Here is a 16,322-nt window from a genome sequence, read left to right as displayed (position 1 = left end):
TAGGGGGTCAGGCGGGGGTTGGTGGCGGGGAGGGGCGCGGGGACGGACGGGTGGTGGCGATCCGTTCGCGGTGGTGCTGGACGGTGTCGACGACCCGGTAGGCGACGGCGGCGATTGGCACCGAGACGAAGGCGCCGGCGACCCCGGCGATCAGCGTGCCGGCGGTGACCACCACCAGGATCACCGCCGGGTGGAGCTGCACCTGCCGCTTCATGATCAGCGGCTCCAGCAGGTTGCCTTCGATCTGCTGGACGGCGATCACCGCGACCAGCACCAGCAGTGCCGTCGTCGGACCCTTGGCGGCCAGCGCCACCAGCACGGCTACCGTACCCGCGACCGTGGCGCCGATGATCGGCACGAAGCCGCCGAAGAAGGTGATCAGCGCCAACGGCAGGGCGAGCGGCACCCGCAGCAGCACCAGGGACAGCCCGATGCCGATCGCGTCGATCGCCGCGATGATCATCGTCCCCCGGCTGTACGCGCCGAGGGTCTGCCAGCCGGCCCGGCCGGCCTCGGCGGTCAGCTCGCGGTTCGGGCCGGTCGTCCGGCGCAGCACCCACTGCCACATCGTCCGGCCGTCCTTGAGCAGGAAGAAGAGCAGCACCAGGGCGAGCAGGGCGGAACCGGCCACCTCGGCTACCGTCCGGGCCTTGCCGACCGGGTCGAAGCCCCCGCCGACGCCGGAGCGCACCTGCTGGATCAGCTTGTCCAGCTGCGCGTCGCTGACCGGCAGGGTGGAGGTGACGAAGTCCCGGCTGCGCTGGACGCCCTCGCCGAGTTCCTCGCTCAGCTCGCTGAACTGGGCGGCGGTCAGGTTCCACACCAGCACGCCGACCCCGACCAGGACGCCCAGCAGCAGCAGGAGCGACAGCAGCGCCGCCAGCGCGGGCGGCACCCGCAGCCGGCGCAGGCCGAGCAGCACCGGATCGAGCAGCGCGGTGAGGAACAGCGTGACCGCCACGGCAATCGCCAACGGCGCCAGCAGCACCGCCACCCGACCCAGCAGGTAGAGCGCGAACACCACGACCACCAGGCAGGCGCTCCACACCACCGCCGTGCGGACCAGCCAGGGCAGCGCCGCCCAGGCCTGCCGTGGCGCCGGCCGGCCGCCGGCCGCCGTCACCTCGGGCGTACGCCCGGCACCGTCCTCGTCCACGTCGATCCTCCTCGGTCTCGGCGGGATCGATACCCGTACGGCCGCGCTCCGACACCCGTCCGTGGATCAACGCCGCCCCGGGCACGTGGTTCCGCTCTGGACAGTCCCGGCCCTGGGACTGCCGTCGGGCAGCGCCGGCGAGAAAGCCTCGCCCACGCCGGCCACTGCGGCCGAGGTGACGTGGGCGCACGACGGGGGCCGGGGTGTTTGCGGCCGGAACCGGAGGGAACGCAGCAGGTACCGAGCGAGGAGGAACGTGGTGAGTGACTTCATGGACAAGGCCAAGGACATGGCCGATAAGCACGACAAGCAGGTCGACCAGGGACTGGACAAGGCCGGCGAAGCCGCCGACCAGCGCACCGGCGGCAAGTACGACGAGCAGACCGACAAGGCCGTCGACATGGCGCAGGCGCGCACGGGTGAGGGCGACCAGGACCGCTGACCTCGCGTTTCCGCTGCCGGACCGCCCTCGGGTGGTCCGGCAGCGGCGTGTCCGGGGAGGGGCACGGTCTGGTCAGCATCGACCGGGCTCGCTACGATCCGCAGTCGTGGCATGACTCACCGTGGAGTCGTGCGGAGCGGACCGGCCCCGCCCGGCGCGGCGGGCCGCGGACCAGAGGGAGCCACCCCCGGTGACCGAGACTGCCCAGCCGACCAGTCCCACAGCCCTACCCGTTCAGCGACCCCCACCAGCTCGACATCGACCCCCGCTACGCCCGGCTGCGTCAGGAGCAGCCGTTGACCCGGATCCGGATGCCGTTCGGCGAGCCCGCCTGGCTGGCCACCCGGCACGCCGACGTCCGGACCGTGCTCGGTGACCCCCGGTTCAGCCGGGCCGCCTCGGTGGGCCGCGACGAGCCCCGCAACAGTCCACGACAGACCGACACGGGCATCCTCCAGATGGACCCGCCGGAGCACACCCGGTTGCGCCGGCTGGTGGCGAAGGCGTTCACCGCCCGCCGGGTGGAGGAGCTGCGCCCGCGTACCCGGGCGGTCGCCGAGGAGCTGGTCGGGGCCATGGTCGCCGCCGGGCCGCCGGCCGACCTCGTCGCCCACCTGGCCACCCCGCTGCCGATCCGGGTGATCTGCGACCTGCTCGGGGTGCCGGTCACCGACCAGGACCGCTTCCACACCTGGTCGGAGGCGATCGTGTCGACCACCTCGCTGCCGCCCGAGGTGGCCGAGAGCTACGTCGAGCAGCTGCTGGGGTACATGGCCGGGCTGATCGCCCAGCGGCGTACCGCACCGACGGACGACCTGATCGGCGCGATGGTCCGGGCCCGGGACGAGCACGCCGACCGACTCAGCGAGGAGGAGGTCGTCCGGCTGGCCGCCGGCCTGCTCGCCGCCGGCCACGAGACCACCGTGACCCAGATCCCCAACATGGTGTACGTCCTGCTGACCGAGCCGGACGGCTGGGAGCGGCTACGGGCCGACCCGGCCCTGGTGCCGACGGCGGTCGAGGAGCTGATGCGTTTCATCCCGCTCGGCGCGACCGCCGCCTTCCCCCGGTACGCCCTGGAGGACGTCGAACTCGGCGGCGAGCTGGTCCGGGCCGGCGAGCCGGTGGTCGTGTCGATCCACTCGGCCAACCGGGACGAGCGGGTCTTCGCCGATCCCGACCGGCTGGACCTGGGCCGGGAGGTCAATCCGCACGTCGGGTTCGGCCACGGCGTGCACCACTGCGTCGGCGCGCAACTGGCCCGGATGGAACTCCAAGTGGTGCTGGAGACCCTGCTGCGGCGTACCCCGGGTCTGCGGCTGGCGGTGCCGGAGTCGGAGCTGACGTGGAAGAGCGGCCTGCTGGTCCGGGGCCTGACCGCGATGCCGGTGTCCTGGTGAGCGGGGAGCGGGGAGCGGCGGTGGCGGCCGGCCGGCGGCGCCGGTGAGCGCCGGGAGCGCGGCGGGCGACGCCGCGCGCTGGCGGGTCTTCGTCGACCCGACCCGGTGCATCGGATCGGGGATCTGCGCGGGAGCCGCGCCCGCCCACTTCGTGCTGGTGGACGGGCTCTCCCGCCCGCTGGCCGAGCGGATCGCCCCAACGGATGAGGTGCTGGACGCCGCCGAGTCGTGCCCGATGGAGGCCATCATCGTGTCCGACGCCGAGGGGAGTCGGATCGCGCCGGAGCCGTGAGCCCGGCGCGCCCGGGTGGCCGGCGGGACCGGCCACCCGGACGCCGGCCGGTCACCAGCCCGGGTAGCGGACGCCGCTGACGTTGACCCGCAGCGTGTAGAGCGAACTGGAGGCGCAGAGGTAGAGGTGGTTGCGCTTCGGCCCGGCGAAGGTGAAGTTGGCGACCACCTCCGGCATGTGCAGCTTGCCGAGGAGGGTGCCGTCCGGGTCGAAGCAGTGCAGGCCGTCGTGCGCGGCCACCCAGACCCGGCCGGCGTCGTCCAGGCGTACGCCGTCGAAGGAGCCGGCGTCGCAGGTGGCGAAGACCTCGCCCCCGGCGAGCGTGCCGTCGTCGCGGACGGCGAAGCGGCGCAGGTGCTTGCGCCGGGTGTCGACCACGTACAGGGCGGACTCGTCGGCGCTGAAGGTCAGGCCGTTGGGTTGCCCGAAGTCGTCGGCGACCAGGTGCACCTCCCCGCTGGTCGGGTCGATGCGGTAGACGTGGTTGCCGCCGATCTCCGACTCGCCCCGGTTGCCCTCGTAGTCGCTGTCGATGCCGTAGCTCGGGTCGGTGAACCAGATCGACCCGTCGGAGTGCTCGACCACGTCGTTCGGGCTGTTCAGCCGCTTGCCGCGCCACCGGTCGGCCAGGACGGTGTCGGAGCCGTCCGGCTCGGTGCGGGTGACCCGACGGTTGCCCTGCTCGCAGCTCAGCAGCCGGCCGCTCCGGTCGACGGTGTGCCCGTTGGCGTACCCGGCGCTGTGCCGGAACACGCCCACCGCGCCGGTGGTCTCGTCCCAGCGCAGCACCCGGTCGTTGGGGATGTCGCTGAAGAGCAGGTACCGCCCGGCGGGAAACCAGGCGGGCCCCTCCAGCCACCGCCCGCCGGTCCACAGGCACTCCATCCACTCGTCGCCGTTGACCCGCCGGAACCGCTCGTCGCACACCTCGAACCGGGTCCTGAACCTGTCCACCGCCTGCCACCCCCTGTGATCGCGTTCGGCATGACGCTAACATGACCGAACCACAGTCGGTCAGCTCACGATTCGGCCGGATTGCATTCGAGGAGGCGCGGTGGACGACATCGACCGCGAGTTGCTGGCGGCCCTGCAACGGGACGCCACCCAGTCGTACGCCGCGCTCGCCGCGACGGTCGGGCTCTCCACCGGGGCGGCGCACGAGCGGGTCCGCAAGCTGCGGGAGCAGGGGGTCATCCGGCGTACGACGGTGGACGTCGACCCAACGGCGGTGGGTCGGGGCGTGCTGGCCTTCGTGATGGTCGAGGCGAACGCCTGGATGGGGGACCGGTCCACCCACGAGGCCCTGGCCGCCCTGCCCGAGGTGGAGGAGGCGCACGTGGTGGCCGGCCCCGCCTCGGTGCTCGTGAAGATCCGCGTCGGCACCCCGGAACAGCTCCAGGCCAGCCTCCGCCGGCTCTTCGGCGTCGAGGGGGTCACCGGCACCCGGACCATCGTCGTGCTGGAGACGTTCTTCGAACGCCCACTCGATCCCCGCCCGCCGACGGCCGCCCCCTGACCGACGCGACGGCCCCGCCCCGATGGGCGTGGCGTCGCGAGGACGATCGGGTCACTTGTGCTCGCGCAGCTCCGCCATCGAGGTCGGCCGGTCGCTGAGCGCGTCGCGCATCCGGTCCACCAGACCGCGCCGGGGGCGAGCAGCTTGTTCGCCGGCGGGTGGTCCGGGGCGGCCGGGTGGGGCCGCGTCGGCGCGGTCTTCTTCGCCGCCTGCACCTTGCCGGCCAGCTCGACCAGCTCCTCGCGCGCCACCGCGGCCCGCAGGCGCGGGAAGAGGTCGGCCTCCTCGTCCTCGATGTGGTGCCGGATCGTGCCGGTCAGGTGGGCGAGCAACTCGTCGAAGCGCGGGTCGGAGGGGTCGACGGACTCCAGCTCCTTCATGGTCCGCTCGGCCTCGGCGTGCTCGGAGATCTCGTGCTCGGCGACCTGCTTGCCGTCCGGCAGCGCCTTGCGGGCGGCCGGGTAGACGTACGCCTCCTCGGCGACGGAATGCCGGACCAGCTCGGCGATCACCACGTCGGCGAGCTGGCGGCGGTGCTCCGGCGTGCCCCGGCGGCTCTCCAGCTCGACGAAGATCGCCTCGACCTCGCGGTGGTCGGCCGTCAGTACGTCCACGACGTCCTGGTGGCTTTTCTCGTGATGGCTCATGTTCTGGGTGCCCCTTACCGGTTGCGGACGGTCGGTTGGGGGGCTGGTACCCCTTTGCCGCCGACCGAATCTCCTCCGGCGGATCCGGTACGGAACGCCCGTTGTCGCGCCGGCACCGCGGGCGTACGCTTCTCCCCGGCCCGCCCTCACGGTCTCCAGTGAGGAGCAGTCTCGAACCCCGATGAAGAGCCGCACGGTGTCGGTGTCGCCGCGCTGATCCGCCAGCGGCTCGGCGAGTGCAGCCCCGCCGAGCGGCGGGTGGCCCGGGCGTTGCTCGCGTCGTGAGATGGGCTTCGCCCGCGAGGTCGCCGACAGCGTCGCCTTCCTCGACGGGGGCGTGGTGGTGGAGTCGGGGACGCCGGCCGAGGTGCTGGGCGACCCGCGCCACGAGCGCACCCGTGCCTTCCTGGAGAAGGTGCTCTGATGGATCCACTGCTCACCACGGCCGGGGACCGGCTCGGGGCGTACCACGAGCGGTTGGCCCAACTCGTCGCCGTCGACTCCGGTTCCGGTCAGGTCGACGGGTTGCGCGAGGCGGCCGACCTGGTGCAGACGTGGTGCCTGGCGGCCGGGCTCGCGGTCGAGCGGGAACCCGTCGCCGACCCGTCCGGCTCGCCGCTCGGTGACGTGCTCGTCGCCCGGCGGCGGGGCCGGGGAGAGCGCCGCATCCTGCTCGCCGGCCATCTCGACACCGTCTTCCCACCCGGCACGGCCGCCACCCGGCCGTTCCGGGTGCACGACGGCCGGGCGTACGGGCCGGGGGTCTGTGACGACAAGGGCGGCCTGCTCAGCCGGGCTCGCCGCCGTCGAGGTGCTGATCGCGCTCGGCCGCGAGGAGTACGGCGAGCTGGTGCTGGTCTGCACCCCGGACGAGGAGATCGGCTCGCCGGGGAGCCGGCCGCTGCTGCGTACCCTCGGGTCGGAGACCGACGTGGCCCTCTGCCTGGAATGCGCGCGCGACAACGGTGACCTGGTGTCGGCGCGCAAGGGCGTCGCGGACCTGGAGATCGTGCTGCGGGGCCGGGCCGCGCACGCCGGCATCGAGCCCGAGCGCGGGGCGAACGCGCTGCTCGCCGCCGCCCGCCTGACCGTCGCGCTGGACGCGTTGAACGGCCGCTGGCCCGGGGTCACCGTCAACGTCGGCGTGCTGGACGCCGGCGGCCGGCCCAACGTGGTCGCCGACCGGGCCCGGATGCTGGTCGACCTGCGCGCCGGGCACACCGGGGAGTACGGCCGCCGCGCTCGCCGAGATCCGCCGGCTGGTCGCCGAGCCGGCCGTCCCCGGGGTACGCGCCGAGCTGGCCGTGCACGCGCCCACCCCGCCGTGGGAGCCCGGGCCCGAGCAGCGGCTGGCTGGCCGAGCTGGCCGGAAAGGTCGGCGCGGGCCTCGGTCTGCCCGTGTCGCACACCGCCACCGGCGGCTGCGCCGACGCGAACCTGCTGGCCGAGGCGGGCGCGACCGTGCTGGACGGGCTCGGCCCGGTGGGCGGCGACGACCACAGCCCCGCCGAGTGGCTGGACATGGACTCCGTGGTGCCCCGGGTGGCGCTGCTGGCCGGGCTGATCGACGAGGTGGCCCGCCGCTGAACAGCGACGAGGGCCGGCCTCCCTTGTCGGGGAGACCGGCCCTCGGTCGATCAGATCGGGATCAGGAGCTGTAACCGCGGCCCGCGATCCAGTTGGCCAGCTCGGCCACGTCCATCCAGTACTCCTGGACGTCCGGCGCGGCCGGGTCGGCGATCTTGACGGTGTTGCCGTCGTCCTTGTACTCCACCACGGTCACGTAGTGACCCGGGAAGCCACGCTCGTTGCCGTCGACGTCGACCGCGTTGCCGAGGACGTTGGCGACGACCGGGTCACCCGCGGCCACCGCAGCCTTGACGTCCGCCCGGAGCCGCTCGATCTGCTCCTTCGAGGCGACGTCCGTGCTGAGCTCCGTGGTCTTGTACTTGCCGTGGGTGTACTCGTTCAGCACCCGGGTGACGTCGAACGCCGAGTCGGTGCCGTTCTCGGTGGTGCCCAGCTTCTCGGCCAGCTCGTCCAGGCTGATGGACTGGCCCGCTGCGGCGGACAGGGCCATCCCTGTCGAGGTCGGGCCGCAGTAGTAGAAGTTCGGCTGGGCCTGGTACTCGTAGCCGACGCGGCCCTTGTCCTTGCCCTTCTCGGACACCACGGACGCCGGCGCCGCACCGGCCGGCGCGGCCTGCGCTGCCACGGCGGGGCCGACGATCGCGCCACCGGTCATCACCAGACCGGCGACGGAGAGCATGCCGTTACGGAAGATCGTCTTCATGGTCGAAGCTCCATTCGGGGGGTTTGCCGCCCGGTCGTACGGACCCGGACGCAAGCACCGGGAAAGGCGCTCGGCTCATCACGAGACGCGGGCTCCCTCGGCCCGCGCCCTCACCAGAAACGCGACGACCGCCGGCGAAACCCGTCTCCGGCCCACCCACGGTCGTACGCAGAATCCAACCGCCGGCCACACCCGCTGATTCCGCCTCCCCCGTGTCGCCCCTCACCCCCGACCCCGACAGACCTCGCACCGCCCCCGGAGCGCGCAGTTTCACGAAAAGAGTGGCTATCCGGCCTCGAATAGGCACTCTTTCCGTGAAAGTGCGCGCCGGGCGGGGCGGGGTTCAGGGGAGGAGGTGGCCGCGGAGGATGGTGCGGGAGGGGGTGCGGACCACGCGCAGGTCCCGGCGGGGGTCCTCGGGGTAGACGGTGAGGTCGGCGAGGCCGCCCTCGACCAGGCCGGGGAAGCCGAGCCAGGCGCGGGCGCCCCAGGAGGCGGCGGCGAGGACGTCCGTGGCGGACATGCCGGCCTGCTCGTGCAGGAGGAGCATCTCCTCGGCGGCCAGCCCGTGGTCGATGCCGCCGCCCGCGTCGGTGCCGACGTAGATCGGCACGCCGGCCTCGTACGCGGCCCGGACCACCTCCGGGAAGCGGTCGCGCAGGGTGAGCATGTGGTCGGCGTACCCGGGGAACTTGGCCCGGGCCTGGTCGGCGATGCCGCCGAAGGTCCGAATGTTGATCATCGTGGGGATCAGCGCGGTGCCCTGCCGGGCCATCAGGTCGATCAGGTCGAGGCTGAGGCCGGTGCCGTGCTCCACCGAATCCACCCCGGCGCGCACCATGATCTCCACCGCCGACTCGGAGAAGGTGTGCACGGCGGCCCGGGCCCCGGCGGCGTGCGCGGCCGCGACGGCCGCGGTCATCGTGTCGGCGTCCCAGGACGGCGCCAGGTCGCCGACGCCCCGGTCGATCCAGTCGCCGACCAGCTTGACCCAGCCGTTGCCGGCGGCGGCCTGGGCCGCCACCGTCGCGGCCACCTCGGCCGCGCCGACCTCCACGCCGATGTCGCGCAGGTAGCGCTTCGGCGGGGCGACGTGCCGCCCGGCGCGGGCCAGTCGCGGCAGGTCCGGCTCGTCGTCGAGTTCCGGGTACGGGTACGGCGAGCCGGCGTCCCGGATGGCGAGCACCCCGGCGTCCCGGTCGATCCGGGCCAGCTCGCGAGCCTGGTCGACCGACGTGATCGGGGCGCCGCCCCGGGCGATGCCGATGTGGCAGTGCGCGTCGACCAGTCCAGGCAGTACGTACCCGCCGTCCACCACGGTCTCGGCGCCCGGCACCGGTTCGAAGGTGACCCGGTCGCGACCAGCCAGAGATCCCGGACCTCGTCGTCGGGCAGGAGCACACCGCGCACATGCAGAGCCATGTGCACAGTCCTACCGGATCACCCGCCGCCGTGCCGCGCCGGGCCGGAGCCGCCCCGGCGGTCACCCCCGCAGGCTCACCCGGATGGGGTGGGGGCGGCCTCACCCGGCGCCGGTGGACGGTGGTCGGAACCCGAGAGGTCAGGGAGGAAAGATGGCTGTCCGGACGACGGTACGTCCCTCGCCCACGGACGAGTTCCCGCTGCACCCGGCGTGGGGCTACCTGATGCGTCGCCAGCGGCACCCGATGGCGTCCGCGGCGGCCCGCGGCGCGCCCCGCGCGGGTTCCAGCTCAGCGACAACGACCAGCGGCAGGTCCGGGCGGCGTACGAGCTGCGCATGCGGCAGCTGGCCCGCGCGGTGGTGACGGCCGGCCGGCAGCCGGGCGACGCGACGGAGAACCTGGTCGGGCAGTTGGAACAGCGGATCGACGCGCTGGTGCACCGGGCCGGCTTCGCGCCCTCGGTCGACGCGGCGCGGGATCCTCGTACGCCCATCAACACCTTCACCGTCGACGGTGGCAAGGTCAACCGGCCGTCGTACCTGGTCCAGCCGGGGCAGACCATCCAGGTGCGCCCGGACCGGCAGTGCCGCGCGCCGGTGGCGATCGCCGTGGCGGAGCACGCCGAGGGCGACGCGCCGCCGTACCTGGAGATCAGCTCGGAGCGGCTCACCGCGAAACTGACCCGGGAGCCGCAACGGCAGGAGGTGCCCGTGCTGCGGGACATCCCCCTCGCCGTCCACCCCGACGAGGAGGTCGCGCGATGAGCATGCCCATTCCGAACGACCGACGGGTGCCCAACTACCTGCGGCAGAGTGGCCGGCCGGAGCTGACGCCGCGGCAGCGGCGCCGCGCCGAACACAAGGAGGCGCGGCGGGCGAGCCTGTCGGGTCAGCGTCCACCGAAGCGGTCGCCGGACCGGTGACGCGCGCCGGGTGGCGGTACCGACCGCCACCCGGCCGACCCGACGGGGGCCGGGTGCCGGCGACGGGGGCCGGCCGCCACCCTTCGTGCCCTCGCGCTTGTTCTTCGGCGACGTGCTCGCCTTGCGCCGGCCACCACCTGGGCAGTCCCCTGTAACGCCCGCATCTGCTTCATCATCTTCTTGTCGGCAGAGCGGTTGAGCAGCTGCAAGCCGCCGACCACCGCCACCCAGCCGTTGCCGGCGGCGGCCTGCGCCATCACCGTCGCGGCCACCTCCGCCGCGCCGACCTCCACTCCGATGTCGCGCAGGTAAACCTCCGGCGGGGCGACGTGCCGCCCGGCCCGGGCCAGTCGCGGCAGATCCGGCTCGTCGTCGAGTTCCGGGTACGGCAACGGCAAGCCGCCGTCCCGGATGGCGAGCACCCCCGCGTCCCGATCGGTACGGGCCAGCTCGCGGGCCTCGTCGCGCGAGCTGATCGAGGCGCCGCCGGGAGTGATGCGCTGTGGCAGCGCGCATCGATCAGGCCGGGGCAGCACCAACCCGCCGTACACGACGGCCTGCGCGTCGGGCACTGGTTCGAAGGGTGACCCGGTCGCCGACCAGCCACAGAAACCCGAACCTCGTCGTCCGGCGGCCACGCCGCGGATCTGCCCGGGCATCCGTCCTCCGTCTGCAGGTCAGAGCGGTCCCCCGATCAAGCTTCCCGGCTGCCCAGGGCCGAGTCGCCCCGACATCCCGATTCCGCACGGTAGTTGGGAGAGCACGCTAAGAGACGAACAGTTGATTGACAGATTTATTTATTTAAGCATGCCTTGATGAAAAGATCCTTCGTCGCCAGGATGCTGCGAAAGCGCCCGCACCTCAGGGCTCGCACAGTTTCGCCTCACAAAGGAGCGTCGAGACAGTGGCATCACGACGATGGCGTACGGCAGCGGCCGGCCTGGCGGCCGGTCTCCTACTCCCGATCGGCGCCGGCGCACCACCCGCCGCCGCCGCCCCGATCAGACTTCCGAAAAGGCCGAAGCCCAGGCGGTGGCCACGAAGGTCGACAAGAAGGTCACCAGCCAGCTGGCCAAGGACGGCAAGTCAAGTTTCTGGGTCTTCCTGGACAGCAAGGCCAATCTGTCCGGCGCGGCCAAACTCCGCCACAAGGCCGACAAGGCCGCACACGTCTACCGGATCAAGACCGAGCACGCCAACCGCAGCCAGGCCGGCCTGCGCTCGATGCTCGCCACGCGGGGCGCCGACTTCACCCCCTTCTGGCTGGCCAACACGATCAAGGTGACCGGTGACGCCGACCTGCTCGGCGACATCGCCGTACGCTCCGACGTCGCCGAGATCCTCGCGGACGACCCGGTACACATCCCCGAACCACTGCCCGGCGAGGTCGTCCCCAGCACCGACGCGGTGGAGTGGAACATCGACCGCATCGGCGCCCCCCGGGTGTGGAACGAGCTGGGCGTACGCGGTGAGGGCATCGTGGTGGCAAACATCGACAGCGGGGTGGACGCCACCCACCCGGCCGTTGCGGCCAGCTACCGGGGCCGCAACGGTGATGGAACGACCAACCACAACTACAACTGGTTCGACCCGGCCGACGTCTGCCCCACCGCGGCACCGTGCGACAACAACGACCACGGCACGCACACGATGGGCACGATGGTCGGCGCGGACGGCGCGAACGTGATCGGCGTGGCCCCAGGGGCGAAGTGGATCGCCGCCAAGGGCTGCGAGACCACCAGCTGCTCGCGGGCATCGCTGCTCGCCGCCGGCCAGTGGATCGTCGCCCCCACCGACCTCAACGGCGCCAACCCGCGCCCCGACCTCGCCCCCGACGTCGTGAACAACTCCTGGGGCTCCAGCGCCTACGACCCGTGGTACACCCAGACCGTCTCGTCGTGGCTGGCCGCCGGCATCTTCCCGGCCTTCTCTAACGGCAACAGCGGCCCGAGCTGCAACACCTCCGGCAGCCCCGGGTCGTACACCATCAGCTACAGCTCCGGCGCGTTCGACGTGAACAACGCGATCGCGAGCTTCTCCAGCCGGGGCTCCGGCGAGAACGGCGACATCAAGCCGAACATCGCCGCGCCGGGCGCCAACGTCCGCTCGTCCGTGCCAGGGGGCTACGCGTCCTTCAGCGGTACCTCCATGGCCTCGCCGCACACCGCGGCGACTGTGGCGCTGATGTGGTCGGCCTCGCCGGCCATCCAGGGTGACATCACCGAGACCAGGCGCATCCTGGACGACACCGCCATCGACGTCAACGCCGTCACCTGCGGTGGGACGGTGGACGACAACAACGTCTTCGGCGAGGGTCGGCTCGACGCGTACGCAGCGGTCAGCGCCACCCCCCGGGGCGCGCTCGGCGCGCTCGGCGGCCAGGTCACCTCGGGCGGGAACGCGCTGGCCGGGGCCAGCGTGACGGTCACCGGCCCGATGGGCCGGACCACCACCACCGCCGCCGACGGGTCGTACGGGTTCGACCGGTTGATGGTCGGCGACTACACCGTCTCGGTCAGCAAGTTCGGCTACCTGACGGCGACGAGGTCGGTGACGGTCACCGAGAACCAGTCCGTCGAGGCGGACATCACCGTCGAGCAGGCCCCGTCGGCCACGCTCAGCGGCACGGTGACCACCTCGGCCGGTCCGGCCGGCGGCGCGAGCGTCACCATCCTCGGCACCCCGCTGTCCGCGACCGCGGACGCGCAGGGTCGCTACCAGGTGAGGGTGCCGCACGGTCAGTACGACGTCCGCTTCGCCCACGCCTACCGCTGCGCCGACGTGGTGACCCGCCCGGCGACGGTGAACGCGGACACCGTCCTGGACGTCGGCATGCCCGACCGGGTGGACGCCTTCGGTTACGCCTGCGGCGCGGCCGGCGGTTCCTTCGTCAGCGGCACGGAGCTGATGCCGTTGACCGGGGACGACCGGACCAGCGCCGTCACGCTGCCCTTCCGGGTGCCGCTCTACGGCAGGTCGTACCGGGACGCCTGGGTGAGCACCAACGGCGTGCTCGGCTTCGGCACCTCGTCGACCAGCCGCGCCAACACCGCCCTGCCGAACACCACCAACCCGAACCTCGCGCTCTTCCCGTTCTGGGACGACCTCTACGTGGAGACCGACTCGGGCATCTACACCGCCGTCACCGGGGTCAAGCCGCACCGCTCCTTCGTGGTGGAGTGGCGCAACGTCTCCCTCTTCAGCGACCGCTCGACGCGACTGACCTTCAGCGCGGCCATCGGCGAGGACGGCTCGATCACCTACCGGTACCGGGACATCGCCGGCACCGGCCCGGAAGCCGGCACCGGCGCGACGATCGGACTGGAGAACGTCGACGGCACCGTCGGGTTCGAGTACTCGTACAACACCGCGGCGGTCGCCGACGGCACCGCGATCGCGTTCCGCACGACCCGCAACGGCGTGCTGACCGGTGTGGTCACCGACGGCAACGACGGGCAACCGGTGGTCGGTGCCACGGTAACCGCCCGGGTGGGCGGGGCGACCGCGACGGAGACCACGGAGGCCGACGGCTCGTACCTGATCCAGGCCCCGGCCGGCGCAATCGAACTCAGCGTCGAGAAGGAGCACTACGAGAGCGCCAACGCCGCGGTCACGGTGGCGGCCGGCGGAACGGAGGTCCGCTCGGCGGCGCTGCGCACCGCCCGGGTCGGCACCCCGGTCACCGAGCTGGCCGTCGTCGCCCCGGCGGCGCAGACCCGGGCCCGGGAGATCGGCCTGAGCAACACCGGGGCGCTCGGTACCGAGTTCACGGTCACCGAGCTCAACGCCGACGGAGTGCCGCAGGACATCGGCTGGCTGAGCCTCTCCGGCGCCAGCGGCACGCTGGCCAGCGGCGGCAGACACACCGTCGGCGTGGCGGTCAGCACCGCCGGTCTGGCACCGGGGACCTACCACAAGGCCAAGGTGCGGGTCACCTCGGCCAGCGGCCGCCAGCACGTCCTGGTCATCCCGGTCACCCTGGTGGTGCCGAGCTACGCCCTGGCGATCAACGCGGGAGCGCAGGCGGGACGGACGGACGTGGAGGGCCAGACGTGGTCGCCCGACCAGCCGTGGGCCGCCGGCGGCGCGGGGTACCTGGGCAACTCCAATCGGCAGTCGACCAGCAGCCCGATCACCGGGACCAATGATCCGGCCCGGTTCGCCGACCTGCGGGAGGGGATGTACGAGTACCGCGTCGACGGGCTCGGTGACGGCGTCTACACCGTCGAACTGGACTTCGCCGAGGTACGCCGGCAGGCCCCCGACAAGCGGGTCTTCGACGTGCTAGTCGAAGGCCAGGAGGTGCTGCCGTCGCTCGACGTGGCCGGTGAGGTCGGCAGTCTCGCCGCACTCACCAGGTCGTACACCGTGCGGGTAACCGACGGCCAGCTCAACGTGCGGTTCGTGACGCACAAGGGCTACGGCCAGCCGATCCTCAACGCGCTGCGGGTGACGAACCGCCCGGACCTGGTGTCCTGATCAGGGGGTGGCGTGGGGCCCGGTCGCACTCCGGCCGGGCCCCACGCCTGCCGCAGGTGGCCGCCACCGCCGCGCGTCAACGGGGGCGGTTGTCGCCCTTGCCCAGCTTGTTGAAGTCGATCTTCGGCGGCTTGAAGCCCGGCGGCAGGCCCTGACCGCCGGCCAGGTCACCTGGGTCCAGCCCCGGCGGCAGCTGCGGCATGCCGCCCGGGAAGCCGCCCGGCAGCCCGGCGCCCGCCCCGGTACGCGGCCGACCGCCGCCCTTGGTGCCCTTGCGCTTGTTCTTCGGCGACTTGGTCGCCTTGCGCCGGCCCGCGCCGGGCAGGCCCATCATGCCGCCCATCTGCTTCATCATCTTCTGCGCGTCGGCGAAGCGGTTGAGCAGCTGGTTGACGTCCATCACGGTGACGCCCGAACCGGTGGCGATGCGGGCCCGGCGGGAGCCGTTGATGATCTTCGGGTTGGTGCGCTCGCCCGGGGTCATCGACCGGATGATCGCGGTGACCCGGTCGAAGTGCTTGTCGTCCAGCTCGGCGAGCTGGTCCTTCATCTGCCCCATGCCGGGCATCATGGCCAGCACGTTGGCGATCGGGCCCATCCGGCGGACCGCGATGAGCTGGTCGAGGAAGTCCTCCAGGGTGAACTGCTCGCCGCCCATCAGCTTGGCGGTCATCTTCTCCTTCTGATCGGTGTCGAAGGCCTGCTCGGCCTGCTCGATCAGAGTGAGGACGTCGCCCATGCCGAGGATCCGGCTGGCCATCCGGTCGGGGTGGAAGACGTCGAAGTCCTCCAGCTTCTCGCCGGTGGAGGCGAAGAGGATCGGCTGCCCGGTGACCTCCCGGACGGAGAGCGCGGCGCCACCGCGGGCGTCGCCGTCGAGCTTCGACAGCACGACGCCGGTGATCCCGACGCCGTCGCGGAACGCCTCGGCGGTGCGGACCGCGTCCTGACCGACCATCGCGTCGATGACGAAGATGACCTCGTCCGGGTCGACCGCGTCGCGGATGTCGGCGGCCTGCTGCATCATCTCGGCGTCGATGCCGAGGCGGCCGGCGGTGTCGACGATGACGATGTCCCGGGCGGCCCGCCGGGCGTGCTCGATCGAGGCGCGCGCGACCTGCACCGGGTCGCCGGTGCCGTTGCCGGGCTCCGGGGCGTACACCTCGACGCCGGCGCGGCCACCGAGCACCTGGAGCTGCCCGACGGCGTTGGGGCGCTGGAGGTCGCGGCGACCAGCAGCGGCTGGTGACCCTGGGCCTTGAGCCAGCGGGCCAGCTTGCCGGCGAGGGTGGTCTTACCGGAACCCTGGAGGCCGGCCAGCATGATCACGGTCGGCGGCTGCTTGGCGAACTGGAGCCGCCGCCCCTCGCCGCCGAGGACGTTGATCAGCTCCTCGTTGACGATCTTGACGATCTGCTGCGCCGGGTTGAGCGCCTCGGAGACCTCCGCGCCGCGGGCGCGCTCCTTGAGGTTGGCGATGAAGCCCTTGACCACGGGCAGCGCGACGTCCGCCTCCAGCAACGCCATGCGGATCTCGCGCGCGGTGGCGTCGATGTCGGCGTCGGTGAGCCGTCCCTTGCCGCGGAGCTTGGTGAAGATCCCGGACAGGCGGTCACTCAAGGTGTCAAACACGCGAACATCCCGTTTGTCAGTGTTACGGCGGGCACAACGCGACCGACAAGTACCAGCCGGCCACCGCTAGGGTAGCCCGCCGCCCGCGCCCGCGCTCCGGCCCGGCCACCGCCGCCGGC

General features: G+C 72.5%; 12 protein-coding genes and 6 pseudogenes. 11 read left to right on the top strand and 7 right to left on the bottom strand.

Annotated elements, in window-relative coordinates; translation table 11 throughout:
- Nucleotides 1–7: 7 nt before the first annotated feature.
- Entirely contained in the window at nucleotides 8–1,156 is a 1,149-nt protein-coding gene (locus JNW89_RS10020) for an AI-2E family transporter (protein ID WP_238448673.1), read from the bottom strand.
- A 271-nt stretch (nucleotides 1,157–1,427) separates the two neighbouring features.
- Here JNW89_RS10020 and JNW89_RS10015 point away from each other — a divergent pair, with 271 nt between their 5' ends.
- The 3 genes from JNW89_RS10015 to JNW89_RS10005 all read left to right on the top strand — a co-directional run bounded on the left by JNW89_RS10015 (nucleotide 1,428) and on the right by JNW89_RS10005 (nucleotide 3,290).
- Nucleotides 1,428–1,598 carry an antitoxin gene (locus tag JNW89_RS10015; protein ID WP_218896802.1) on the top strand — a complete coding sequence of 57 codons (171 nt, stop codon included), beginning with the start codon at nucleotides 1,428–1,430 and terminating at the stop codon, nucleotides 1,596–1,598.
- 296 nt (nucleotides 1,599–1,894) lie between these two features.
- Complete coding sequence (locus tag JNW89_RS10010; RefSeq protein WP_238448672.1) at nucleotides 1,895–2,998, top strand: cytochrome P450; 1,104 nt, start codon at nucleotides 1,895–1,897, stop codon at nucleotides 2,996–2,998.
- Nucleotides 2,999–3,041: 43 nt separating this feature from the next.
- On the top strand, nucleotides 3,042–3,290 hold the full coding sequence (locus JNW89_RS10005) for a ferredoxin (protein ID WP_238448671.1): 249 nt from the start codon (nucleotides 3,042–3,044) through the stop codon (nucleotides 3,288–3,290).
- A gap of 51 nt (nucleotides 3,291–3,341) precedes the next feature.
- On the opposite strand, the gene JNW89_RS10000 is transcribed toward JNW89_RS10005, so the two are convergent.
- A complete protein-coding gene (locus tag JNW89_RS10000; RefSeq protein WP_238448675.1) occupies nucleotides 3,342–4,175 on the bottom strand; it encodes an SMP-30/gluconolactonase/LRE family protein in 834 nt (277 codons plus the stop codon).
- 169 nt (nucleotides 4,176–4,344) lie between these two features.
- On the opposite strand from JNW89_RS10000, the gene JNW89_RS09995 reads away from it, so the two are divergent.
- Nucleotides 4,345–4,806 carry an Lrp/AsnC family transcriptional regulator gene (locus JNW89_RS09995; protein ID WP_238448674.1) on the top strand — a complete coding sequence of 154 codons (462 nt, stop codon included), beginning with the start codon at nucleotides 4,345–4,347 and terminating at the stop codon, nucleotides 4,804–4,806.
- Nucleotides 4,807–5,126: 320 nt separating this feature from the next.
- Here the strand turns inward: JNW89_RS09995 and JNW89_RS09990 are convergent.
- Nucleotides 5,127–5,453, bottom strand: a pseudogene (locus JNW89_RS09990) (hemerythrin domain-containing protein); the annotation flags it as partial.
- Between the two features lie 283 nt (nucleotides 5,454–5,736).
- On the opposite strand from JNW89_RS09990, the pseudogene JNW89_RS09985 reads away from it, so the two are divergent.
- From JNW89_RS09985 to JNW89_RS37305, 4 genes and pseudogenes are all read left to right on the top strand, one after another.
- Nucleotides 5,737–5,877: pseudogene (locus tag JNW89_RS09985) on the top strand (ectoine/hydroxyectoine ABC transporter ATP-binding protein EhuA); the annotation flags it as partial.
- Nucleotides 5,877–6,422 carry a M20/M25/M40 family metallo-hydrolase gene (locus JNW89_RS09980; RefSeq protein WP_305070508.1) on the top strand — a complete coding sequence of 182 codons (546 nt, stop codon included), beginning with the start codon at nucleotides 5,877–5,879 and terminating at the stop codon, nucleotides 6,420–6,422. The pseudogene JNW89_RS09985 and the gene JNW89_RS09980, both read left to right, overlap by 1 nt.
- A pseudogene (locus tag JNW89_RS38645) lies at nucleotides 6,304–6,606 on the top strand (peptidase dimerization domain-containing protein); the annotation flags it as partial. The gene JNW89_RS09980 and the pseudogene JNW89_RS38645, both read left to right, overlap by 119 nt.
- A gap of 245 nt (nucleotides 6,607–6,851) precedes the next feature.
- Nucleotides 6,852–7,040, top strand: a complete 189-nt coding sequence (locus JNW89_RS37305; RefSeq protein WP_238448676.1) for a hypothetical protein — start codon at nucleotides 6,852–6,854, stop codon at nucleotides 7,038–7,040.
- Nucleotides 7,041–7,101: 61 nt separating this feature from the next.
- Here JNW89_RS37305 and JNW89_RS09965 read toward each other — a convergent pair whose 3' ends face one another.
- A complete protein-coding gene (locus JNW89_RS09965; protein ID WP_238448670.1) occupies nucleotides 7,102–7,746 on the bottom strand; it encodes a C39 family peptidase in 645 nt (214 codons plus the stop codon).
- A 343-nt stretch (nucleotides 7,747–8,089) separates the two neighbouring features.
- Nucleotides 8,090–9,168, bottom strand: a pseudogene (locus JNW89_RS09960) (amidohydrolase family protein).
- Nucleotides 9,169–9,379: 211 nt separating this feature from the next.
- Between JNW89_RS09960 and JNW89_RS09955 the strand changes: the two are divergent.
- Nucleotides 9,380–9,934, top strand: a complete 555-nt coding sequence (locus tag JNW89_RS09955; protein ID WP_238448669.1) for a 30S ribosomal protein S4 — start codon at nucleotides 9,380–9,382, stop codon at nucleotides 9,932–9,934.
- A complete protein-coding gene (locus tag JNW89_RS09950) occupies nucleotides 9,931–10,092 on the top strand; it encodes a hypothetical protein (protein WP_238448668.1) in 162 nt (53 codons plus the stop codon). Before JNW89_RS09955 ends, JNW89_RS09950 begins: the two co-directional genes overlap by 4 nt.
- A gap of 212 nt (nucleotides 10,093–10,304) precedes the next feature.
- On the opposite strand, the pseudogene JNW89_RS09945 reads toward JNW89_RS09950, so the two are convergent.
- Nucleotides 10,305–10,768, bottom strand: a pseudogene (locus tag JNW89_RS09945) (amidohydrolase); the annotation flags it as partial.
- Nucleotides 10,769–11,124: 356 nt separating this feature from the next.
- Between JNW89_RS09945 and JNW89_RS09940 the strand changes: the two are divergent.
- Complete coding sequence (locus JNW89_RS09940) at nucleotides 11,125–14,571, top strand: S8 family serine peptidase (RefSeq protein ID WP_238448667.1); 3,447 nt, start codon at nucleotides 11,125–11,127, stop codon at nucleotides 14,569–14,571.
- Nucleotides 14,572–14,647: 76 nt separating this feature from the next.
- Here the strand turns inward: JNW89_RS09940 and ffh are convergent.
- Nucleotides 14,648–16,203, bottom strand: a pseudogene (gene ffh, locus JNW89_RS09935) (signal recognition particle protein).
- Nucleotides 16,204–16,322: the final 119 nt, after the last annotated feature.

This window comes from Micromonospora sp. 4G55 (assembly GCF_016803375.1).
This window is presented reverse-complemented; position numbering and strand designations above follow the sequence as displayed.

What these genes read in the sequence shown, in the direction of transcription:
- JNW89_RS10000 (WP_238448675.1), bottom strand. Translation starts at nt 4,175, where the DNA reads ATGGAGTGCCTGTGGACCGGCGGGCGGTGGCTGGAGGGGCCCGCCTGG.
- JNW89_RS09965 (WP_238448670.1), bottom strand. Translation starts at nt 7,746, where the DNA reads ATGAAGACGATCTTCCGTAACGGCATGCTCTCCGTCGCCGGTCTGGTG.
- JNW89_RS10015 (WP_218896802.1), top strand. Translation starts at nt 1,428, where the DNA reads ATGGACAAGGCCAAGGACATGGCCGATAAGCACGACAAGCAGGTCGAC.
- JNW89_RS09950 (WP_238448668.1), top strand. Translation starts at nt 9,931, where the DNA reads ATGAGCATGCCCATTCCGAACGACCGACGGGTGCCCAACTACCTGCGG.
- JNW89_RS09980 (WP_305070508.1), top strand. Translation starts at nt 5,877, where the DNA reads ATGGATCCACTGCTCACCACGGCCGGGGACCGGCTCGGGGCGTACCAC.